The 23,772-nt window shown below is 68.9% G+C and carries 10 protein-coding genes and 1 pseudogene; 7 read left to right on the top strand and 4 right to left on the bottom strand.

The genetic code is table 11. The annotated features are described in order from the left end of the window. The first annotated feature begins 7 nt into the window (after positions 1 to 7). The 6 genes from CKW34_RS11315 (at position 8) to CKW34_RS11340 (ending at position 6,772) form a co-directional block, all read left to right on the top strand. Positions 8 to 1,195 carry an acyl-CoA dehydrogenase family protein gene (locus tag CKW34_RS11315; RefSeq protein WP_059381451.1) on the top strand — a complete coding sequence of 396 codons (1,188 nt, stop codon included), beginning with the start codon at positions 8 to 10 and terminating at the stop codon, positions 1,193 to 1,195. A 28-nt stretch (positions 1,196 to 1,223) separates the two neighbouring features. Then, complete coding sequence (locus CKW34_RS11320) at positions 1,224 to 2,390, top strand: ABC transporter ATP-binding protein (RefSeq protein ID WP_059381452.1); 1,167 nt, start codon at positions 1,224 to 1,226, stop codon at positions 2,388 to 2,390. Positions 2,391 to 2,397: 7 nt separating this feature from the next. Beyond that, positions 2,398 to 4,131 (top strand): ABC transporter permease, encoded by a 1,734-nt coding sequence (locus CKW34_RS11325; RefSeq protein WP_059381453.1) that lies wholly within the window; start codon positions 2,398 to 2,400, stop codon positions 4,129 to 4,131. A 113-nt stretch (positions 4,132 to 4,244) separates the two neighbouring features. Next, on the top strand, positions 4,245 to 5,066 hold the full coding sequence (locus CKW34_RS11330; RefSeq protein ID WP_059381454.1) for an SDR family oxidoreductase: 822 nt from the start codon (positions 4,245 to 4,247) through the stop codon (positions 5,064 to 5,066). 94 nt (positions 5,067 to 5,160) lie between these two features. Continuing rightward, a complete protein-coding gene (locus tag CKW34_RS11335) occupies positions 5,161 to 6,501 on the top strand; it encodes a DUF2254 domain-containing protein (protein ID WP_228525578.1) in 1,341 nt (446 codons plus the stop codon). Positions 6,502 to 6,562: 61 nt separating this feature from the next. Then, entirely contained in the window at positions 6,563 to 6,772 is a 210-nt protein-coding gene (locus CKW34_RS11340) for a hypervirulence associated TUDOR domain-containing protein (protein WP_059381455.1), read from the top strand. A gap of 15 nt (positions 6,773 to 6,787) precedes the next feature. Here CKW34_RS11340 and CKW34_RS11345 read toward each other — a convergent pair whose 3' ends face one another. From CKW34_RS11345 to CKW34_RS11355, 3 genes are all read right to left on the bottom strand, one after another. Then, positions 6,788 to 7,303 carry a hypothetical protein gene (locus tag CKW34_RS11345; protein WP_059381456.1) on the bottom strand — a complete coding sequence of 172 codons (516 nt, stop codon included), beginning with the start codon at positions 7,301 to 7,303 and terminating at the stop codon, positions 6,788 to 6,790. Continuing rightward, complete coding sequence (locus CKW34_RS11350) at positions 7,300 to 7,881, bottom strand: SatD family protein (protein ID WP_059381457.1); 582 nt, start codon at positions 7,879 to 7,881, stop codon at positions 7,300 to 7,302. Before CKW34_RS11350 ends, CKW34_RS11345 begins: the two co-directional genes overlap by 4 nt. Positions 7,882 to 7,960: 79 nt before the next feature. Further along, positions 7,961 to 8,665, bottom strand: a complete 705-nt coding sequence (locus CKW34_RS11355) for a DUF6875 domain-containing protein (RefSeq protein WP_059381458.1) — start codon at positions 8,663 to 8,665, stop codon at positions 7,961 to 7,963. Positions 8,666 to 9,237: 572 nt separating this feature from the next. On the opposite strand from CKW34_RS11355, the pseudogene CKW34_RS24960 reads away from it, so the two are divergent. Beyond that, a pseudogene (locus CKW34_RS24960) lies at positions 9,238 to 23,030 on the top strand (amino acid adenylation domain-containing protein). On the opposite strand, the gene CKW34_RS11365 reads toward CKW34_RS24960, so the two are convergent. Further along, entirely contained in the window at positions 23,009 to 23,680 is a 672-nt protein-coding gene (locus tag CKW34_RS11365) for a TVP38/TMEM64 family protein (protein ID WP_059381459.1), read from the bottom strand. The pseudogene CKW34_RS24960 and the gene CKW34_RS11365 overlap by 22 nt on opposite strands. Between the last annotated feature and the right edge of the window lie 92 nt (positions 23,681 to 23,772).

Consider the following 23,772-nt stretch of genomic DNA (forward strand, 5'->3'; position numbering starts at 1 on the left):
CGACACCATGATTCTCTCGAGCGCGACCGGCGCGGAGGATACGGCGCTCCTCGTCGACACCGTCCGAGCCGCCGTCGGCCGGGCCGACCCGGCCGACGGGCGGACCGATCGGGTCTACCGCGACGGTGCCCTCGACCGCGAACTGTGGTCCGTGCTCGGCCGCGAGATCGGAATCGGCGCTCTCGCCGTCCCCGAGAACCTCGGCGGTCTCGGCACCTCTTTCGCAACCGTGGCAGCCGTTCTCGAAACCCTCGGTGCGGAACTGACCCGGGTCCCCGTCCTCGGCGGTGTCGTCGCCGCCGCGGCTCTCACCCGCTGCACCGAGCACCCCCTCGCCGGGGACCTCCTCGAAGGGATCGCCTCGGGCGCACGAATCGTCGCCACGGTGGTCCCCGGGGACGAGTGCGACGCTCACTCCACCGAGAGCGCCTTCCGCGCGGTCGAGGGAGGATCAGGCGTGACCCTCACGGGCCGAGCCGATTTCGTGCTCGACGGAACTGTGGCGGATACGCTTCTGATCCATGCCGTCGATCGGTACGGAGCCCTGGGTCTCTACGCAGTCGACCGCGTCCATCTGACGGTCGAACCGATGGAGGCCACCGACGCCACCCGAGACCTGGCCCGTGTCCACGCCGAGAACGCCCCGGCCACCCTGCTCACCGACCGGCCCGAACCGGGCCGCGTACGCGATCGGGCTCTCGTCGCGCTGGCCTGCGACAGTCTCGGCGTCGCCCGGGCGTGCCTCGACGCCGCGGTGGCCTACGCGAAGGAACGTGTGCAGTTCGGCCGCCTCATCGGCGAGTTCCAGGCCGTGAAGCACATGCTCGCCGAGGTGGCCGTGGCCGTGGAACTGGCCGACTCCGCTGTGGCACACGCGGTGTGGGCAGTCGAGGAGGGCACCGACGACGAGCTCGCCGAGGCAGCGGCCATCGCGGCGATCGCGTGCGGAGACGCAGCCGGCCTTGCCACGGCGACGAATGTCCAGGTGCACGGAGGCATCGGTTTCACCTGGGAACACACCGCCCATTTGTACTACCGCCGGGCCCTGAGCTCGAGCGTGCTGTGGGGCACCGCCGACGAACACGCACAGCGGCTGTATCGGCTCGCGACCGGCCGCGCAGACCGGGACGGCGGCACCCCGTCCCCTGAACCCGTCCGCGAACCGGCACCCGCCCTGTTCGCCACCGAGCACTGATCTCCGATGGTCGGAAAGTGAGTACACGATGTCCCATGTCTCGATACGCCAGCTGCTGAAGAACTTCGACGGCAAGCCCCCGACGGTGGCCGTGGATCATCTCGACCTCGAGATCGAGGACGGCGAATTCCTGGTACTGCTGGGCCCGTCCGGGTGCGGTAAGACGACGACGCTTCGATGCCTGGCCGGCCTCGAACAGCCTGCGAGCGGCTCCATCACCCTCGGCGACGAGGTGGTCTTCGACGGTGCCCGCCGTGTGAACCTGCCGCCCGACAAGCGCTTCATCGGCATGGTCTTCCAGTCCTACGCGCTGTGGCCGCACATGACCGTCCGCAAGAACATCGCCTACCCGCTCAAGTCCCGCAAGCTCACCGACGCGCTCGCCGACGGCCGGGTCGAGGAGACCGCGGCACTGGTGGACTGCGAACGTCTGCTCGACCGGCTCCCGGCGGAACTGTCCGGTGGGCAGCAGCAGCGCGTCGCTCTGGCACGCGGCCTGGTCTCCCACCCCGATCTCGTCCTGTTCGACGAGCCGCTCAGCAACCTCGATGCGCGCCTGCGCGATCAGGTCCGGGCGGAACTGCACGACCTGCACCAGCGCAAGCCGTTCACGGCGGTGTTCGTGACGCACGACCAGAGCGAAGCCCTCGCGCTGGGCACCCGCATGGCCATCATGCGCGCCGGCCGGATCGTCCAGATCGGGCCGCCGCGCGAGGTCTTCGAGGAGCCGGTCGACGAGTACGTCGCAGGCTTCACCGGTATGTCGAACCGGGTGCCCTGCGAGTACGTCGACGGACGCTGGTACGCGCTGGGCACCGAGATCCACGGCATGCAGCCGCGGGCGGAGGCTTCGGTGGGTTCGTTCGTCCTGCGCCTGCGACCGGAGAAGGTCCGGCTGGTGACCGACGTCGCGGACCTGCTGCCCGGTGAAGCCGGGATGGCCGTGCACATCGACGATGTCGAGTACGGTGGCCTGCACTTCGACGTCATGTGCTCGGTGGTGGGCGACGGATCGGTGCGCCGCCAGCTGCATGCCCGCATCCAGACATTCGACACGGCGCGCATGCCGCGCACGGTGAATCGCGGCGCGACGATGATCTTCGCGTTCGATCCGCTCGACGCGCGCACCTTCGACACCGACGGCACGGCACTGGCAATGCCCCGACAGGCGCTGACCGGCGCTCTGGTGGGGTGAGGCGGACATGGCTGTCATGACGTTGCCGACCGCCGAGGTCGGTGAAGCCCCTCCGAGCGTCCCCCGCGGGCCCGGGAACGACGCGGTGCGGGTCGTCGCGCGCCGCCTCGGCGTCGTCGCCTTCGTGGCGCTGCTCTGCTACCTGGTCGTGCTTCCGGTGGTGCGATTGCAGGCGACGGCCTTCGAGGACGGAGCCGCCGGCTACGACCGTGCCTTCGGTCTGCCCCGTATCGGTCAAATACTCTGGAACACGGTCGGTCTGGCGTTCGGGTCGTTGGTGATCGCGATGGTTCTCGGTACGGCACTGGCGTGGGCGGCGAACCGGCTTCCCCGACGCCTGGCGGTGTTGCAGATCCTGCCGATCCTGCCGATCGTGATTCCGGCCGTCGCCGCGATCGTCGGCTGGGCGTTCCTGCTCTCACCCCGTCCCGGCTACCTCAACGCGATGCTGCGGAACCTGCCGTGGTGGTCGCATCTCGAAGAGGGCCCGATCGACATCTACTCGATCCAGTGGATCGTGATCATCACCGGGTTCTCGCTGAGTTCGTTCGTGTACATGTTCGTCCGCTCGGGTTTCGAGAACATCAACTCGGAGATGATCGAGGCCGCCCAGGTCTCCGGGATGCCGGAATGGAAGGTGTTCTTCAAGATCACCCTGCCCTTGTTGCGTCCCACGCTCATCTACGGCGCGGGCGTCGCGCTCCTGCTCGGGCTCGGGCAGTTCACCGGCCCGCTGTTGCTGGGCACGAACACCGGGGTCAGCGTGCTGACCACGGAGATGTACTTCCAGATCAGCGACTCGCCGGCGCAGTTCGCCACCGCCGCGGCCCTCGGCTCGCCGCTGCTGATCGTGGGGATCGTGGTGGTCTTCGCGCAGAAGGCGATGCTGGGCAATCAGCGTCGCTTCGTCACCCACGGCGGCAAGGCGTTCCGTTCCCAGGGGCGCCCGTCGAAGACCGGTGTGGCGATCATCCTGCTCTTCTCGCTGCTGTCGACGGTACTGCCGCTGCTGGCACTGGTGTTCGTGGCCCTGTCGCGTTACTGGAGTGGCACCGTCAACTTCTCCGCGCTGACCTTCGAGAACTTCCGGACGATCTTCTCCGGCACGGCGGTGCCCGCTGCGGTGGGCAACAGCGTGATGTTCTCCCTGATCGCGATGGCGATCGTCCTGCCGCTCGGCTTCGTCGCCGCGAACCTCATCGTGCGTGGCACGAAGTACCCGGTGCTGCGAGTGGTCACCGACGTGCTCGTGTCCATGCCGTTGGGAGTGCCGGCGGTCATCTTCGGTGCCGCCTTCCTGCTGACCTACACGCAGGGGCCGATCGTCCTCTACGGCACGTCGTGGGTGGTGATCCTGGTGTACGTGACGCTGATGCTGCCGTTCGCGACCCGCATGCAGCTGTCCTCGATGCTCGCCCTCGGCGAGACCTACCTCGAGGCGTCCCGGGTGAGCGGTGCCGGTTTCGTGGCCACCAACGTGAAGATCCTGTTGCCGCTCATGCGCGGCAGCCTCGGCGGGACCGCGGCCCTGTTGTTCGTCCTGCTCACCCACGAGTTCACTGCGTCGCTGCTGGTGCGGGCCTCGCAGACGCAGGTGATGGGCACCATCCTGTTCGAGTACTGGTCCAACGGCGGTTACCCGCTCGTCGCCGCCGTCGCCCTGGTCATGACCGGGGTCACCGCGGTCGGTGTCGCCGCGGCGATGCTGGTGGGCGGAACCGACGCGCTCAGCAAGATGTGACCACACGGATCGAGATGTCATCACCGGGCCCGGCAGCGAGTCGCTCGTTGCCGGGCCCGGTCTCGCCTGCCGCCTCGGCAAGGCCGGGGCCGGCACGAACGGAAGGACGCCAGTTGACGTACAGGACGGCTCCGGATCATCTCCGGGACGCGGGTGTCGTCGTCACGGGAGCCGGTAACGGTATCGGCCGGGCTCTGGCCCACCGCCTCGCGCAGGCCGGCGCCCGTGTCGTGGTCAACGATCTCGACGCCGACGCGTGCGCCCGCGTCGCCGAGGAGATCGGTGGCATCGCAGTACCGGGGGACGCGGCAGGGGAGCAGGGCGTCGCCGAGTTGGTCGCCCGCTCGCTCGCCGCTCTCGGATCCGTGGACGTGTGGTTCGCCAACGCCGGGGTCGAGACGGGAGCGGCCGAGAGCGAGGCGGCATGGCAGCTGTCCTGGGAGGTCAACGTCATGGGGCACGTCCGCGCCGCCCGGGCACTGCTGCCGGAGTGGCTCGAGCGGGGTGCCGGACGGTTCGTGGTGACGGCCTCGGCGGCGGGACTGCTGACCATGCTCGGTTCCCCGGCGTACTCGGTGAGCAAGCACGCTGCCGTCGCCCATGCGGAGTGGCTCTCGGCGACCTACGGGGACAAGGGCGTGATCGTCCAGTGTGTGTGCCCGCAGGGCGTCGCGACGGATCTGCTGCCGACCGACGCTGCGGGCCGGGTGATCTTCGAGAGTGGGGTGCTCACCCCGGACGAGGTCGCCGACCATATCGTCGGAGCGCTCGGCGACGACCGGTTCCTGATCCTTCCGCACCCCGAGGTGGCGGAGTACTACCTGCGGCGAGCATCGGATCCGGATCGGTGGCTGCGTGCGATGCGGCGAGTGCAGGATCGCATCGAGGTCGTCGCGGAAGAGGAGGAGAAGCGTCCGCTCCGGACGACCGGGTGAGCGGATGACACCTCCGGCGCGGTGACCGCTCCTGGTCGAGGTGTTCTGCGGAAGTCGGGTTGCCGGAACCGTGCGCGTCGATAGCGTGGTCGGCATGAGTGCTCTGCCGAGATCGTGGATGCAGTTGCGGCTCGCCGCGGGTGAGTACCGATTCCGGGAGAGCCTGTTCGCGCTGCCCGCGCTGGTCGTCGTCGCCGGAGCTGTGCTCGCCGAGGTGAGCGGCTACATCGATCGGACCTTCGGCCCCTTCCCGTGGGGCATGAAGATGAACAGCAACGCGGCGATCTGGCTGCTGAGCACCGTGGCGGGCGCCACGATCACCACCGCCGGCGTCGTCTTCTCGTTGACCGTCGTGAGCCTGCAGTTGGCGAGCAGCCAGTTCTCACCGCGGGTGATGCGGTCCTTCATCCGGGATCGGGTCAGCCAGACGGTGATCGGGATGCTGGTGGCGACCTTCGTCTACTGCGTGCTGACGCTGCGTCACATCGGCGCGGACGACGCCGCACCTGCCCCGACACTGTCGACGACCCTCGCGCTGGTCCTCGCGGTGTCGACCGTGGTGCTCATCATCGCCTATCTCAACCGGCTGGCCCACGGTCTGCAGGTCGGGGAGGTGGTGCGCAGCATCGCCTCGGAGGCCGAGAAGGTCATCTCGAACACGAGTCGGAGTGCGCACCGTGAGATCCACGTCGACCGGGCGCCGGAGCCGGATTTCGATGAGGGGGCGACGGTGCACGCCCCGCGCGACGGCTGGGTGACCCAGGCACCGGCCGAACTCGTTCTCGCCGTGGTACCGCCGGGCGCGGTGGTGCGGATGGAGACACGTCCCGGCGCGTACATCCACCGCGGGGAACCGTTGCTGCGGATCCATCCGAAGCCGGAGCGGACCGTGATCCTGCGGCGGCTCGAGGCGGCCGTGGAGATCTCGAACGTGCGCACCATGCAGCAGGACGTGGACTTCGCATTGCGGCAGCTCGTCGACATCGCGTTGCGCGCGCTGAGCCAGGCGATCAACGACCCGACGACCGCGACCGAAGTGGTGCTCCGGCTCGGCAGTCTGCTGCGCACCCTGCTGGTCACCGACAGTCCGGCGCCGGCGATCGAGGGTGCGGAGGGTCGGATCCTGCTGCGTCCGTGGATCCTGTCGCCCGACGAGTACATCGAGCACGCCTTCGAGCAGATCCGGCAGGCCGGTTCGGCGCAGTTGCACGTGGCGACGGCACTGGCCCGGGTGTTGCGCATGCTCATGGATCACCTTTCGACGGAGGGGCGCACCGAGTCGGTGCCGGCCTTGCAACACCAGTTGCGTCTGCTCGTCGACGCGGTGGTCGACCGGCCCGAGTTCCGTCCGGAGGACCTGGAACGGTTCCGCGCCGTCGCGGAGGGGTCCGCGGATCCTGCGGAGCATCGAACGGTCCGACCGACCGGGGTGTAGGACCGACGGGAGACGGCTATCCGACTGTCACAGGAAGCGGGCCGATCGGGAGGACGACGACATGGCGACCCACTTCTCCATCGGTGACCACGTCCGATGGAACTCCGAAGCCGGATACGTCGAGGGCGTGATCATCGCGAAACACACGAAGGACGTGGAGTTCAAGGGACGTACTCGGCGGTGCAGCGAGGACGAGCCGCAGTACGAGATCCGGAGCGACAAGACCGATCACGTCGCGATGCACAAGGGCAGTGCACTGAAGAAGATCTGACAGCGGTATTCGGGATCAGGTGATCAGCGCCTGTCCGACGCCGCACACCGCGACCGCCCACAGCACCGAGGTGGACGTGCCGATGATGAACTGTTCGGAGGCGTTCGGTTCGCGCAGTTCGGGATAGCGGGCGAGACCCTTCACCGCCATGATGACCGCGATCCCTTCGGGCCATCCGGCGAGGATGGAGGCGGTGACCGCTCCGCGTTCGAGCACGCCGATGACCCGTCCGCCGCGGAGCGGACCCGGGGGAGGGGTGGGCTCGGGACCGGCGTCGGGTTGCCTGCGCGCGATCCGGAACGCCACGAGAACCGCGGGTCCGCCTCCGGTGATCGCCGCCGTGGCGGTGAGGATGAGCGTGGCCGCGAGCGCGATGCCCTGAACCGGGGTGGTCGCGGTGGCGGCGAGCGCGGCCCCGGCGAGACCCGCGATGCTCAGCGACGCGGCCGGCCACAGCGGCAGGCTCGGACCCAGGGCGAGCGCGGGTGCGAGGGCGGCCACTGCCAGGCACACCAGTGAGAGGACGGTCAACGATCGGCCCTTTCCAGGAGTCGGCGTACGAGTTCACGTCCGGCGAGTTCGGCCTGCCATCCGGCGGTGGCGAGACGCTGGGACACCGCTTGCTTGCTGATGCCGAGACGCTCCGCTATCCGCGCCTGCGACAGACCCTGACGCGCGAGGTCGACCGCCTCGTGTCCCTGTTCGGTCCGGCGTAGGACGACGGTGGCGAGCAGGGTGAGCGCGGCGTCGACGTCGGCAGTGGCCTCGGTGTCGTCGCCTTCGGCCGCGACCTGCCCGGGTGCGTTCTTGGCGCGTTCGACGGCGATACGGGCGTGTTCGAAGGCGGGTCCACGACCGGCGCGTGTCTGTTCGGGGAGCGGGGTCTCCACCGGCCCGACCCCCACCCCGATGCTCCAGCGTTCACGCCGGAGGAGGTCGAGGACGAGATCGACGACGAGGGCGGGATCGTCCGCGACGGCCTGGACTTCGTCGCCCGCGGTGCGATCGAAGGGACGTACCAGCGGAACGTCCTGCAGGTCGGTGAGAAGGTCCGCCACACGGTCGATGTCTCGGCGGCTGCTCCGCTGGTCGACCGTCAATACGAACATGTGTCAAGTGTGAGGGCTTGATTTCCGATAATCAAGACCCTGAGCTTGACGATGATGTGCGGTGGGGGTCGCGTACAGGCTATCTGGCCGGTTCGTTCCCCGTCAGCTCGTGATGTGTGGTGATCGCGTCCACCGCATCGCCGTCGTATCTCATCCGTTTCGCGATGGTGAGGCGGAGTGTCGAGGGCAGGGCCGGGGCGAACTTCTTGAAGTAGGCGCAGAGCCATTCCTGGCGTCCGACGAGAAACGGGAAATCGGTCGTCATCATGTTGCGGGCGACCAGCATCGGTAAGGGGGCGTCGAGGGGATGGAAGTCGTGATTCCACAGTCCCGGCTGGGTGCAGCCCGGGTAGAACTGGCCGAGCATGAAACCGTGTTCGACGAACTGCGATTTGAATTCCGCGTGGACGACGTCGATCACCTCGAAGCCGGTGAGGTCGGGCAGTACGGTCACGAGCGTCTTCAGGCTTCGATCGCGATCGTCTTCGCGTGAGAGCGTCGTGTACAGGTCGAACTGGTCCTCGACGATCGTGCCGAGGGCTCGGGCATCGATTCCGGATCCGTGGACGAAGGCGGCTCCGAAGAGTTGCTTACCGATGGAGGGGCGAACGAACGGGCAGACGGGTCCACTGCGGCCGAGTTCGGGGTTGGGTTCGGTGAGATACCCGCTCGCCCATCCTCTCAGCAGATCGGCGCTCGCTTCGCCTGTGTATTCGGAGGTTTCACCGAACAGGTCCACCCAGACCGTGCCCGAGCGGGGTCCGACTCGTCTCTGGATCGGCATCTGCGCTTCCTCCCTCCCGGGGACGGATATCGCGGCTGAGACGGGAGCGGCCGGGTCGGGAGCTGCGGAGGTCTCCCGGAAGGATTTGTAGCGAGGCCGTTTCGGACAACAGGAGTACGAACGACGGAAAACGTTGCAGCGCAACATTGTCGAATGTCTCGGTCCGGTCGCGTGCATCGTCCGCTCGCGCGGCTCCGGTGCCCGTGCGACCGTCGGGCCGACGTGAAGTCTCCTTCGTGCGGAGTTTACCGAAAGTGTTGCATTCTAAGTTTGTAAAACGAGCATAGCGCGAACGGGGGGTTTCTATCCATCCCTCAAACAAACCTTGGGTTTATGGAGTGAATATTCCGAATGTCGGAATGCGCGAATGCGGCCGTCTACGGAATGTCCCGGTCGCATCTCGATCTCGTTCTCCCGCAGAGCATTGCAGCAACCCCACCCTCGTCCTACGCTGACGCATACGTTTCGAAGCGACGTGCCGACTCGGTCGTCCCTACTCGCGAGCTACGCACGGTACTCGATGGCATCCGGCTCATCGAGACGTCCCCGTTCGACACTGCCGCTGCACGCACATGCAGCTACTGCATACACATCCTCGTGAAGGGGGCGCTGTGGCCACTCCCGTCGTAGGCGCCGCGCAGAACTCCGACGACGAGCGCGCGGGTGCGTTTCCGCTGACTCCGGCGCAGTACGGTATCTGGCTCGCTCAACAGCTCGTACCCGACGTCCCTTTCGTCATCGCCCAATATGTGGAATTCCGTGGGGAACTCGACCTCGATCTGCTGAAGTGGGCGTCGACGACCGCCGGGCGGGAATTCGGGACCGCCTTCCTGCGCCTCGTCGACGTGGACGGCCGTCCGTGCCAGGTCGTCGACCGGGACCTCGACGTCCCCACCGAGGTCATCGATCTCCGTGACGAACACGATCCGGAGAAGGTGGCCGAGGAGTGGCTCCGGCGGGATGCGGAAGCACCGATCGACCTCATGGCGGACCGGTTGTGCCGCATCGTCGTTCTGCGAACAGGTGATGCCGGTTATCTCGTGTACGTCAAGGCCCATCACATCGCGCTCGACGGGTTCGGAGCGATGATCATCGTGCGCAGGGGAGCCGAACTCTATTCCCGGGCACTCGCCTCCCGGAGTTCCGGCCGGGACGAGATACCGACCCCGGACAAACCGCCGGCCGATCTTCGGACGCTGTACGAGAAGGACCGGCAGTATCGTGCGTCGAAGCGGTTCGTCGCGGACCGTGAGTACTGGAGCGAGCGGGTCCGCGACCTGCCCGAGGCCGACACCACGGAGGTTCCACCGGCGGTCCGGACCCTCACGGCGGAGACGGATCTGTCGGCCGCTGCGGACGCCTGCCTGGCGGGGTCTCCGGCGATGCGGGATGCCTCCTCGGCCGCTGTGGTACTCGCGGCCGCCGCCTGTTTCTTCTCGCGGCGGTCGGGACGGTACGACGTGCTCGTCAATATTCCGGTGTCGGCGCGGACGACAGCCGAGCTGCGACGGTCCGCCGGAATGCTCGTCAACGTGGTTCCCCTGCGGATCCGGGTGGATCCGAACGAACCCGTGGAGGATCTCGTCCGGCGGATGCAGGTCGAGCTGGTCGGAGCCCTCCGACACCAGGCGTGTGGACTCGACGACATCCGCCGAGCGACATCCGAACGGGTGTCCCGATTCTCGGTACCCCTGGTCAACGTCATGCTGTTCGATCAGCAACCCGTACTGGGTGACATCGTGGGAACGCCGCACGTCCTGTCGCGCGGGCCCGTCGGGGACCGGCTGATCACCGTCCACCGCCGCAGCGCGCCGGCCGGCACCGTCATCGAGTTCCGGGCGAATCCGAACCGCTACGAGGAAAACGAGATACAGGCGCAGTGCATCTGTTTCACGGAGATCCTCGAGCAGTTCGTCGCAGCCGACCCTCGAACGCCGGTCGGTTCGATCCACCCGCCGAGTGCCGGGGCGGCCGCACCTCGTTACCGACGGAACACCGTGCTCGATCACTGGCGGCGCATTCTGGCGGGCGCACCCACACCCCCCGCCCTGACCCCGGCCGGTGGACGGACGGGCGGCGTGGGATCTGCTCCGGTGTGGGAGCAGTTCGTTCATCCCCTCGGGAGTGCACTGCGTCGAGCGAGTGCCGGATGTGCCGACGATTGTTTCCCGATGCTGCAGGCTGCGACCGCGATTCTCCTCGCCAGGTCGACCGGTACCGACGATGTCGTCCTCGGCTTCCCGGTCCCGGCCGGTACCACTCCCGTTCGCACGGTGCTGCCCCTGCGTATTCGAGTGCGCCCCGACGCGTCGTTCCGAGATCTCCTCGAGGGCATCTCCCGTGGGACTCGGGACGCTCTCGCACACGCCGACGTCCCTGCGGTGGCGCTGCTCGAGGCGCTGGCTCCGACACGGAACGGATCGCACGCCCCGCTCTTCCGCATCACCGTCGAAGGTCGAGGCGATGTGGACAAGGAGGTGGAGCGCGCCGTCCTCGGCGACGTCGACCTACGTATCGATCTGGAGCGTCCGCAATCCGGCGACGGTGCCGGGCGCGAGGTGACGTCCGCGGACGTGCTCCGCATCCGGTACGTCACCGACGCATACACCGCGCCGATCGTCGAGCGCATCGCTCGCCGATTGGAGCGGATCCTCCTGGCTGCCGAAGACGATCCGACGATGTGGGTCGGCGACATCGATCTGCTCGACGCAACCGAACGGACCACGCTCGTCCCCGTGACGGGTCCGCCGTCCCTGCCCGAACGTCTGCTCCCGGAGATCCTTGTCGACGCTGCCCGCCGTGTCCCCGAGGCGACCGCACTGTCGTGCGGCGACACCCGATTCACCTACCGAGCACTCGATGAGCGGTCGAATCGGCTGGCCCGCATGCTCATCGAGCGGGGTGCAGGCCCGGAACGTTTCGTCGCGGTCGGCATGGCCCGGTCCGTCGACTCGATCGTCTCGATCTGGGCGGCGGCGAAGGCGGGTGCGGCCTTCGTTCCGGTGGACCCCTCTTATCCGCCCGCCCGGATCGAGTACATGCTGCGCGACTGCGGCGCCGTGCTCGGACTCACCACCACCGGCGAGCGGTCCCTGCTTCCCGCCACCGTGCCGTGGACGGCGGTCGACGATCCGGACATGGTCGCGGAGACGAAGCGATACAGCGCGGCGCCGGTGGCCGACGCGGACCGGTGCGCGTCCGCGCGTGCGGATCAACCCGCCTACCTCATCTACACCTCCGGATCGACGGGACACCCGAAGGGCGTGGTCGTCACCCACCGCGGTCTGGCGAACCTCGTCGCGCACACCCGCACGCTCGCCGACGCCGACGCGCGGGTCCGGCACGGAACCTCGCCGAGCTTCGACCTGGCGGTGCTGGAGCTGCTCGTGGCGTTCGGCTCCGCTGCGCACCTGGTGATCGGCCCGCCCGACGCGTCCGCCGGTGACGACCTCGCACGTGCCTTGCGCGCCGACCGGATCACCCACTTCTGCACCACGCCCGCGGTCCTCGCGACGATCGATCCGGTGGACGCCGAGAAGCTCTCGTTCGTGAGCGTCGGTGGTGAGGACTGCCCGGCCTGGCTCGTGGAGCGGTGGGCGCCGGGCCGTCGCATGGTCAACGGGTACGGGCCGAGCGAGATCACCGTGCAGATGTCATCGGACGAGCTCGTGCCCGGTAGACCGGTCACGGCAGGCACTCTCGGACCCGGATTCCGGGCCGTCGTGCTCGACGCACGTCTGAATCCGGTGCCGACCGGAGTGATCGGAGAGCTGTATCCGGCAGGGCCTGCTCTGGCACGGGGATACCACCGGCGACCGGGGACGACGGCGACGCGGTTCGTCGCCGACCCGTTCGGGCCACCGGGGTCGAGGATGTACCGCACCGGTGATCTCGTGCGGTGGTCGACGGGTGGCGGCGACAGCCCGGACGACGACAACACAGCGGCCGCCCCGGATCTGCGGCTGATCTACGCAGGTCGCGCCGACCTCCAGGTCAAGGTGCGGGGGCGGCGTATCGAACTCGGCGAAGTGGAAGCAGCACTGCTCCGCCACCCCGACGTCGAGCGGGCCGCGGCGGTGGTTCGGCGCGAGACCGGATCCGACCGGGTGGTGGCGTACGTGGTGCCGCGCACCGGAACGGTCCCGGATGCCGAAGCGATTCGTGATGCGCTCGCGGCGGAGCTCCCGGATTTCATGGTCCCGGCCGTGGTGGTGCCGCTGGCAGCGATGCCGATCACGGCCAACGGCAAACTCGACCGTGCCGCGCTGCCGGCCCCGGAGCGCCGTGGCGTGCTCCATCGCCCTCCTCGCACGGGGCCGGAACGAACTCTCGTGGGGGTCTTCGCGGACGTTCTGCATCTGTCCCCGGATCGTGTCGGCGTCGACGACAATTTCTTCGAACTCGGGGGTGATTCGCTGTCGGCGACCGGTGTCGTGGCGGGGATCCGATCCGCGCTGCACGTCGAGACACCCATCAGGATGCTCTTCGAAGCACCGACGATCGCCGAGTTGGTACCGCGGCTCGCGGACTGTGGTGTCGCCCGGGCACCGTTGATGCCCCGGCGTCGACCGGACCGGATCCCGTTGTCCTACGCGCAGTCCCGGTTGTGGTTCATCCACCGCTACGAAGGTCCGTCGCCGACCTACAACATCCCCATGGCGGCGCGGCTGACCGGACGGGTGGACGTCGACGCGATGAGGGCCGCGTTCGCCGATGTCGTGGTGCGCCACGAGTCCCTGCGCACGGTGTTCGAGGAATCCGACGGAATTGCCTTCCAGCGCATCCTGCCGATCGAGCAGACCTCGTTGTTGCTGCCCGTGCGGGCGGTGCCTGCCGACGAGGAGCAGCCGGCCGTGAGCGCCGAGGCGCGGCGGACCTTCGACCTGTCCACCGACATCCCCGTGCGCGCCACCCTGCTGCGGACCGGGTCCGACGACCACGTGCTGGTGCTCGTGCTGCACCACATCGCCGGCGACAGTGCATCGATGGTGCCGCTGGTGCGCGACATGCTGCTCGCATACGCGGCCCGATCGGCGGGGACCGAACCGCGATGGGATCCGCTGCCGGTGCAGTACGCCGACTACGCACTGTGGCAGCGGGACGTGCTGGGCGACGAGGGCGAGCCGGGAAGCATCCTGCACAGGCAGTTCTCCTACTGGCGGGAGGAACTGGCCGGGGTCCCGGAATGCCTCCCGCTTCCGCTCGACCGCCCCCGCCCAGCGGTGCAGTCCTTCCGCGGCGGCCGGGTGGAGTTCACGATCCCCGCACAGTTACGCCTCGCGGCCGACGAACTGGCCGCCGAGCACGGAGCCACCGCGTCGATGGTCTTCCAGTCGGCACTTGTGGTGCTCCTGCACGAATTCGGTGCGGGAGACGACATCACGATCGGAGGCCCGGTGGCCGGGCGGACCGACGAGGCTCTGACGGATCTCGTCGGATTCTTCGTCAACACCTGGGTGCTGCGCGTGAACGACATCACCGGACGATGGACACTCGCCGATGTCCTCGACCGCGTGCGGACCAAGGCGCTGGCCGCCTACGAGAACCAGGACGCGCCCTTCGAGCGGTTGGTGGAACTGCTCGCCCCGGCGCGCTCGACCGCCCACCACCCGCTGTTCCAGGTCGCATTCGCGTTGCAGAACAATCCGTTGCCGAACCTGGACCACCCCGACATCCACGTCGAGATGCTGCCCGTCGCGACCGAGGTCGCGCGGTTCGACCTGTACATCAGCGTGTCGGAACGTGCGTCCACCGACGACGACGGGATGCTCGGGAGCATCGAGTACGCGAGCGATCTGTTCGAGCACGACACGGTCGAACGGTTCGCCGATCGGTATCTCCGCGTCCTCGATGCCTTCGTGAGGTCGCCGCACCGGCGGGTCGACGGTGTCGAACTTCTCGATCGCTCGGAGCGCGATCTGCTCCTCGTCGCGTGGAGCGGCCCGGCTGCCACCACTGCCGATCTGACGGTTCCGGCGATGCTCGCCGAGCGGGTCGCGGCGACACCGGACGCACCGGCGCTCACCGGCGTCGTCGGCCGATGGACGTACCGCGACCTCGACGCCCGGGCCAACCGACTGGCTCGCCTGCTCGTCGACCTGGGCGTGGGGCCCGAGTCCGTGGTGGTCGTCGCCCTCGACCGATCCCCGGCACTGGTCGTCGCCCTTCTCGCGGTGTCGGCGGCGGGTGGCGCCTATCTGCCGTTGGACCCCGCCTATCCGAGCGAACGCACCGCTTTCGTCCTCGCCGACGCCGCGCCCCGCGTGCTGATCACCGACAGTCGTTTCACCTCGCGCGCGGACCCGGCCGTCGCGGTGATCCTCGACGAGACGGGCCGCCCGACGTCCCACGACCTGCCGGACGACGCGCGACCGCTCACCGACGTCGACAGGAACGCGCCCCTGCGCCCGTCGAACACCGCGTACACGATCTACACCTCCGGTTCCACGGGCGTCCCGAAGGGCGTGGCCGTCACGCATCGGAACCTCGTGCACCTGATCGAGCACGGCTGGACCGAGTCGCGACCGCGACACCGGATGTCGCTGGTGTCCTCACCGGGCTTCGACGCGTCGGTGTACGAGATCTGGCCCGCCCTGATCGGCGGTACCGAACTCGTGCTCGCCCCTTCCGGTCTGCTCGATCCGTCGACCGTCGCGCACATGATCTCCGAACACGGTGTGACGACGATGTTCGTCCCGACACCGCTGTTCCATGCCCTAGCCGACCCCGCCGTCGTCCCGGCTCGGGTGTGGGACGGAGTCGACCAGGTGGTCACGGCCGGGGACGTGCTGTCGCCGGATGTCGCACGCCGTTTCCACGAATCACATCCCTCGACGCTGCTCGTCAACGCGTACGGACCGACGGAGACCACGGTGTGCGCGACGATGTATCTCGTCGGGGACGCGTTCGCTCGGGGGGATCGTGTGTCGGTCCCGATCGGCACGCCGATCCCGGGCATCACGGTCTTCGTCCTCGACGCCGGACTGTTGCCGGTGCCTCCCGGCGTCCCGGCGTCCCGGGCGAGTTGTACATCGCCGGCGACGGGGTCTCCCGCGGATATCCCGGTCGTCCGGCCACGACCGCGGCACGATTCGTGGCCTCTCCGTTCGGTGGGCCGGGGGAGCGGATGTACCGCACCGGCGACATCGTGCGGTGGATCCTTTCGAAGATCGGCGCCGACCCCGAGTGCGCAGGAGGGCACCTGGAATTCGTGGGCCGTTGCGACGACCAGGTGAAGGTCCGCGGTTTCCGGGTCGAGCCCGGTGAGATCGAAGCGGTCCTGGGTGCGCATCCGGCGGTGGCCCGCGCCGCCGTGGTCGTCCGGGACACTCCGGGCCCTCACGAGACCGGACGACTGGTCGCGTATGTGGTGCTGGACCGGGAGCAGACACTGCTCGCCGATCCGACTCGCGCGATCGGCACCGTCGAGCGGTGGAGAGCCGTGTACGACGACGTGTACTCCGCGCCACCGTCCGAGGACACCGGCGCCTTCGCGGGCTGGAACGCCACCGACACCGGGAAGCCCATTCCGCTCGAGCAGATGCAGGACTGGCGCGACGCTGCCGTGCGGGCCGTTCGGCGGCTCCGGCCCCGGCGTCTCCTCGAGATCGGGGTGGGCTCGGGTCTCCTGCTCCGCGAACTGGCTCCCGACTGCGCCGAGTACTGGGGCACGGACTTCTCGGCTCCGACGATCGAGACGCTGCACTCCGCCGTGCGATCGCAGCCGTGGGCCGACCGGGTGACGCTGAGGACGCAACCGGCGCACGCGACCGAGGGATTGCCGCAGCGGTACTTCGACACCGTCGTGCTCAATTCGGTGATCCAGTACTTCCCGGATGCGGCGTACCTGCTCGAGGTGCTCCGGAAGGTCCTGCCGCTGCTCGCACCCGGCGGATCGATCCATCTCGGCGATGTCCGGAACCAGGCGCTGCTGCCGTACTTCGCCGCCGCTGTGGAACTCGCCCGTGCCGACGGAACCGAGAGCGCGGACACGATCCGCGAACGCGTCCGCCGTGCCACGCTCTCCGAGCGGGAACTGCTGCTCGCCCCCGAGTTCTTCGCCGGCCTGGCCGGTCGTCTGCCCGGTGTCACCGGGGTCGACATCGAACTCGGCCGGATGCGGACGGCCAACGAACTCGGCCTGTACCGCTACAGCGTGGTGCTGCAGACCGGTACCGGACCCAGGTCGCTCGCCGATATTCCGTTCCGGTCCTGGTCGGGATTCGGAACCCTCGCCGCGTTCGCCGACCACCTGCGGACCGCCCGTCCCGCTGCCCTGCGCGTGACCGGTGTACCGCACACCGCCCTGCGGTCGGTGATCGCCGCGGCGACCGCCCTCGATGCGATGCCCGGACACGCACTCGTGCCGGAACCGGACCTCCGACCACGATCGGACCGCATCGGTCCCGCGGACTTCGATCTGCTCGGCGCCGAACTCGGCTACCGGGTCGCCGTGACCTGGTCGCAGGAACCGGGATCGATGGAGGTGGTCGTCCTCCGCGACGACCCGGACGACAGGGTCGATACGGCGCTGACCGACGTCTTCCGTCCGGCCGACGACGTGGGCAGCCTCGCGCGCTACGTCAACGACCCCGCCGCGGAGGAGCGACTCGACGACGTCCGACGCTTCGTGCGGGAACGGTTGCCCGACTACATGGTTCCGGCCGCGTTCGTCCACATGGCCGATCTGCCGGTGACGGTGCACGGCAAACTCGACCGCCGCGCACTGCCGGTCCCGGAGGTCGCGACGCGCAGCGACAGCTACATCGCACCGACCACCGACACCGAACGGTCCCTGGCCCGGGTCTTCGCGGACGTGCTCGGCGTCGACCGGGTGGGAACACAGGATTCGTTCTTCGCCCTCGGCGGCGATTCGATCATGTCGATCCAGTTGGTCGCACGGGCGAAGGCCGCAGGTCTGGTGTTCTCGCCCCGAGATGTGTTCGAACACAGGACCGTTGCAGCGCTCGCCATGGCAGTCACCCCGGCCGGCCCGACCGCGTCGATGCTCGAGGAACTGCCCGGCGACGGCGTCGGCGACGTTCCGCTCACCCCGATACTGCGCTGGCTGGTCGAGCGCGGCCGAACGTATCCGGGTTTCTGCCAATCGGTATCGGTTCCGCTGCCGGACCGACTCCGCGAGGCCGACCTTCTCGCGGCGCTGCAGGCTGTCGTGGATCGGCACGACATGCTGCGGGCGCGCCTGCACGCAGTGCCCGGAGTCGCCGACGACCTGCGCCTCGAGACACGGCCGATCGGATCCGTCTCCGCATCGTCGATCCTGCGCTGCGTCCGGGTCGATGATCCGACAGGGCCCGAATTCTTTGCGATCGCCGCCGCCGAACATGCCGCCGCGACCGGACGACTGGATCCCGGCAGGGGAGTGATGCTGCAGGCGGTCCGGTTCGACGCCGGATCCGCCTCGCGGTTGTTGCTCGTGGCACACCATGCCGTGATCGACGGTGTCTCCTGGCGCATCCTGCTGGGCGACCTCGCTGCTGCGGCGGCTCGCCTCGAACACGGACTCGCTCCGGATCCCGCACCGACGGGCACCTCGATGCGCCGCTGGGCGCACGGTCTCGTCGAGGTGGCCCGCCGCGGCACGCGCACTCACGAACTGCCGTTCTGGGTGTCGACGCTGTCGGGTCCGGATCCGCTGCTCGGCACCCGAGAGGTGGACCCCGCGGTCGACGTCGGGGCCACCGTCGACACCGTCACCGTCGAGGTACCCGCCCCGACGACCGCCGCGTTGCTGACCGTCCTTCCGGCGTCCTTCCACGGGAACGTGATGGACGGTCTTCTCGCAGCACTGGCCGGAGCCGTCGTCGCGCAGCGCGCCGACCGGGGGATCGACCTCGCCCAGGTGCTGGTCGGGCTGGAAGGGCACGGCCGGGAGGAGCAGGCCGTGCCGGGAGCCGATCTGTCCCGGACGATCGGATGGTTCACCACCGCCTATCCGGTGCGACTGGACCTGACCGGTATCGACGTGGAGGCCGTGGCATGCGGCGGCACTGCAGCGGGGACCGCGATCAAGACCGTCAAGGAACAACTGCGTGCCGTTCCCGACCACGGGATCGGATACGGAATGCTGCGGTACCTCGATGACGAGGGGCGCGCCGCGCTCGAGCCTCTGCCGACGCCCGAACTCACCTTCAACTTCCACGGCCGGAGCACGACGCCGGACGCCGTCACGGACATCGAGTTCGGCGGTGGTCTAGATCCCGCCCAGCCGGTACCGGCGGTGATCTCCGTCAACGCCATGGTCGTCCACACTGCCGACGGTCCGGTGCTGCGCGCGGATCTCGCCTATCCGACCGGGGTCATCGCCCGCCCGGAGGTGTCCGACCTTGCCGAGCGGTGGCGCCGCATGCTGAGCGGACTCGCCCGGCACGTCGCGGAGCCGGGAACGGGCGGGCGCACGCCGTCGGATCTGCCACTGGTCCCGATGACCCAGGAACGCCTCGACGAACTCGAGCGCCGCTACCCCGGCTTCGAGGACGTGTGGCCCCTCACCCCCTTGCAGCACGGCTTCCTGTTCCATGCCCTCCGGAACGATTCGATCGACGCGTACACGGTGCAACTGACCCTGCACCTGGGCGGTGTCGTCGATCCGCGACGTCTCCGGCGGGCGGTGGCCGCCATGTCGGCACGGCATCCGAACCTGCGGGTGAACTTCGTCTTCGACGGGGAGTGGCCACCCGTGCAGGTCGTGCAGGCGTCGGTCGAACTGCCGCTGCGGGAGCGGGATCTGACCGATCCGGACCCCGACGCCCGTGCGGCGGAACTGGCCCGTCTGCAGGCGGAGGACCGGACGCAGCGTTTCGACACAGCTGCCGGACCGCTGGTGCGCCTGAGCCTGATCAGGATGGGACCGGACGATCACCGGTTGGTGTTCACCAATCACCACATCCTGCTCGACGGCTGGTCGGCGCCGTTGCTACTGAAGGAACTCCTCGTGCTGTACGGAACCGATGCGGACACCGGTGCTCTCCCGCCGGTACGTCCCTACCGGGACTATGTGCGGTGGCTCGTGCAGCAGGACCCGGCTCCCGCCCGCGATGCCTGGTCGCGGTACCTGGCCGGTCCGGATCGCCCCACGCTGGTCGCTCCGGAGGCGGAGCAGGCCTCCGTGCAGGCCCTGTCCGAGGAGACCGCACGGGCACTCGATCCGGTGGACACCCGGCGCCTGGAAGGCTTCGTCCGGGACCACGGGCTCACCGTCGGCACGGTGGTGCAGGTCGCGTGGGGCATCGTGTTGGCGAAGCTCACCTCGCAGTGCGACGTCGTGTTCGGATCGACCGTCTCCGGGCGGCCCGCAGACGTCGATGGGGTCGAGGAGATGATCGGCCTGTTCGTCAATACGGTTCCCGTGCGGGTCCGGCTCGACCCGTACGAGACGCTCGCCGCGCTCGTCGAGCGGATCCGCGCCGAGCAGACCGCACTGCTCGACCGGCACCATCTCGGCCTCACGGAGATCCAGCAGGTCGCCGGACCTGCTGCCGGATTCGACACCCTGACGGTGTTCGAGTCGTATCCGATCGACCGTGCGGCTCTGTCCGATGCGGTCGACATCGCCGGCATGCAGGTGCGCGATGTGACCGGACACGACGCCGGTCATTATCCGCTGACCCTGATCGCTCACGTCGACGACTCACTGCGGCTGCGATTGAGCTACCGTCCCGACCTGTTCGATCGGGTGGCAGCGGAGACGATACTGTCGCAGGTCGCCCGGGTTCTCGAGGTCGTCGTCGGCCGGCCGCAGGTGCCGCTCGGCCGCCTCCGCCTGTTCGGGGACGAGGTGCCGGTCGTGTCCGCTCCCGGCTCCGCCCGTACGCGGACGTGGAGGGAGATCCTCGACGACTGGATGTCGGGTTCCCCGGAGGCCGTCGCCGTCGTCGACGCGGGCCGGCAGTGGACCTACGCGGAACTGGACGCGCGAGTGGAGCGGCTCGCGCAACTGCTCGTCGTCCGCGGCGCGGTACCGGAGACCACCGTCGTCGTGGCGATGCGGCGTTCGTTCCTGCGGGTCGCCGCGATGCTCGCCGTCGTCCGCGCCGGTGCCGTCTACGTACCGGTCGACCCCGACCAGCCCCGTGACCGTGTCACCGCGATGATCCGGACGGTCGCGCCCTTGTGCGTGCTTGTGGACGGCCCGGAACCGGCGGTGCCCGACGAGATGTCCGTCGTGCCCGTTCGGGATGTCGACCTCGACGGTGGGCCGGCAACACCGGTGTCGGATGTTCATCGCCGCGCGCCGGTGCGCGCCGGCAACCGTGCACCGGTGCGCGCCGACAACGCCGCGTACGTGATCTTCACGTCCGGATCGACGGGCACGCCGAAGGGGGTGACGGTGACGCATCGCGGTATCGCCGAGCTGGTCGATCGGATCTCGACGATCGCCGACGGCGATTCGCGTGTCGCACAGTCGATGCTGCCGGTGTTCGATGCCTCGCTGCTGGAGACGATCGTTGCGTTCTCGGCCGGGGCGCGGCTCGTCGTCGTGCCGCCCGGCATCGCCGCCGGCGACGACCTCGAGCGTGTCCTCGCAGACGAGGAGGTCACGCACCTCTACACCACACCCGCGGTGCTGGCGACGCTGAATCGGGACGCGCTGCCGGCCCTGACCTTCGTGAGTGTCGGCGGTGAGGCGTGCCCGCCGTCCCTGGCGGAGACGTGGGCCCACGGTCGTCACATGGTCAACGGCTACGGTCCGAGCGAAGCGACGGTGATGTCGAACCTGCTCGATCCGCTCGTCCCCGGTGGGAATCTCACCGTCGGGCCGCCGATGCCCGGCTTCGACGAGTACCTCCTGGACTCGTACCTGCAGCCCGTGGCCGGCCGCGCGGTGGGGGAGTTGTACCTCACCGGACCGGGTCTGGCGCGAGGGTATGCCGGACAACCCGGCCTGACCGCGACGCGTTTCGTCGCCGACCCCCTCGGCGTACCGGGACGCCGGATGTACCGCACCGGGGATCTGATGCGCTGGGTGCGTACCGCGGCGGGCCCCGAGCCCGTTTACGTGGGGCGCAGTGATTTCCAGATCCAGCTACGCGGTCTGCGCATCGAACTCGAGGAGGTCGAAGCGGTCCTGCTCCGGCATCGGGCCGTCGCTCAGGCGGTGGTCGTGGTGCGTGACGACGGCAGCGGTGACCGGCTCGTCGGATATGTGGTGCCCACGGGGGTCGTTCCCGTCGAGGCGCCCGAGATCCTGCACTTCGCGGCCACCCGATTGCCGCGGTACATGGTTCCGGCGGTGATCGTCGTGCTGCCCGGACTGCCGGTCACTCCGAGCGGGAAGGTGGACAGGTCGGCGTTGCCGGCGGCCGCGCCCGTCGGGGCCGCCTACCGGGCGCCGCGCACACCGAGCGAAGGGGTCGTCGCCCGCGCGTTCGCCTCCGTCCTCGAACGCGATCGGGTCGGGATCGACGACAACTTCTTCGACCTCGGCGGCAATTCGCTCGCCGCGACTGCCGTGGCGTCGAAGCTGCGCAGCGAGCTGGGCAGGGAGGTTCCGTTGTCCCTGGTCTTCCTCGACCCCACCCCGGCCGGATTCGCGGATCGCCTCGACGAACCGCCGGCGACCGCTACTCCGACGACCGGGATGTTCGATGTGCTGATTCCTCTGCGCGGGCACGGTCACCGCCCACCGGTGTTCTGTGTGCATCCCGCGATCGGCCTGTCCTGGGTCTATGCGGGACTACTGCGCTACCTGCCGGACCGGCCGGTATACGGGCTGCAACTGCCGTACCTCTCGGGCGGATCCCTCGACGCGACGCCTGCCGAACTGGCGCACCGCTACGTCGAGGAGCTACGGGTCGTGCAACCGGAGGGCCCCTACACCGTGCTCGGCTGGTCCCAGGGCGGGCTGATCGCCCACCACATGGGTGTCGAACTGCGCGCCGCGGGGGAGACCGTCGACCTGGTCGTTCTCGACTACTACCCGCTCGAACGCGAACGGCGTGCCCACGCCCACGCGGAACTGCTGGCGGGGCTGGGCATCGAACTGCCCGGTGCCGAACCGGACGAGGTGACCTCCGATCAGCTGCTCGACGCGGTGAACCGCGGTCTCGGGCACGAGACCGGACTGTCCGCCGCGGACCTGGAACGGATTCTCACGGCCTACGCGCAGGTCCACCGGGCGGCGCCGGCGCTCGACCTCCGACGTTTCGACGGCGACCTGCTGTTCGTCGCCGCGGCGCGATCGCTCGGCACAGGCGACGGTGCGTCACCGGCCCTGTGGCGCCCGTGGGTGTCCGGCACGATCACCGATCACACGATCGATTGCGATCACCTGGAGATGATGACCCCGGCCGTGCTCGCGGTCCTCGGCCCGATCCTGGCCGGCTATCTCGCCGCCGGGTCCTGATGCGGATCGACGACGGCGTCGAGCGCCGAGCCGGCGGGTTCGGGGAGCCGGGCCTCGAGCAGCAGTCCGGCGAGACCGAGCGCGATGCACACCCCGGTGATCACCATCAACCGCGGATCGGTCTGACCGGTCAGGGCATCGCCGAGGAGCACGACGGCCACGGTGCCCGGCAGGATGCCCACGATCGTCGCGAGCGTGTAGGGGACGAGACGGACCGCCGAGACCGCGCAGCAGCAGTTCACGACGAAGAACGGGGCGGCGGCGATCAACCGCAACGAGCCGACCGCGAGCCATCCGCGGCGTGCCAGCCGCAGATCGATCGCTTTCGCCGCCGGGTGCGTGAGACGCGATTCCACGGCCTTGCGTCCGACGGCCCGCACGAGCAGGAACGCGAGGACGGCACTGACCGTGGAGGCGGCGACCGTCACGCCGATGCCGACGGCACTGCCGAACAGCACGCCGGCGCTGAGCGTGAACACCGTGCGCGGAATCGGGGCGATCGTGGCCAGGGCGTGGACGGCGAAGAACACCAGGACCAGTGCCGGACCGTGCACCGATTCGGACCATTCCCGGATCTGAGCGATCGTCGGATGCGGCACCACGAGAGCTACGACGACGAGCGCCGCCACCAGGCCCAGGATGCCGAGCACTCTGCGGTCTGCGGCAAGCCTCGTCACGAGCGTCCACACTACCGGCCGAGCAGTGACTGCTTCCCCGCGAGCACAGTGAGGAAGACGGCACG

The organism is Rhodococcus rhodochrous, assembly GCF_900187265.1.
GTDB classification, from domain to species: domain Bacteria; phylum Actinomycetota; class Actinomycetes; order Mycobacteriales; family Mycobacteriaceae; genus Rhodococcus; species Rhodococcus rhodochrous.

Bases quoted from the DNA above. Each gene is read 5' to 3' on its own strand.
- CKW34_RS11315 (WP_059381451.1), top strand. From the start codon at position 8: ATGATTCTCTCGAGCGCGACCGGCGCGGAGGATACGGCGCTCCTCGTC.
- CKW34_RS11320 (WP_059381452.1), top strand. From the start codon at position 1,224: ATGTCCCATGTCTCGATACGCCAGCTGCTGAAGAACTTCGACGGCAAG.
- CKW34_RS11325 (WP_059381453.1), top strand. From the start codon at position 2,398: ATGGCTGTCATGACGTTGCCGACCGCCGAGGTCGGTGAAGCCCCTCCG.
- CKW34_RS11335 (WP_228525578.1), top strand. From the start codon at position 5,161: ATGAGTGCTCTGCCGAGATCGTGGATGCAGTTGCGGCTCGCCGCGGGT.
- CKW34_RS11340 (WP_059381455.1), top strand. From the start codon at position 6,563: ATGGCGACCCACTTCTCCATCGGTGACCACGTCCGATGGAACTCCGAA.
- CKW34_RS11350 (WP_059381457.1), bottom strand. From the start codon at position 7,881: ATGTTCGTATTGACGGTCGACCAGCGGAGCAGCCGCCGAGACATCGAC.
- CKW34_RS11355 (WP_059381458.1), bottom strand. From the start codon at position 8,665: ATGCCGATCCAGAGACGAGTCGGACCCCGCTCGGGCACGGTCTGGGTG.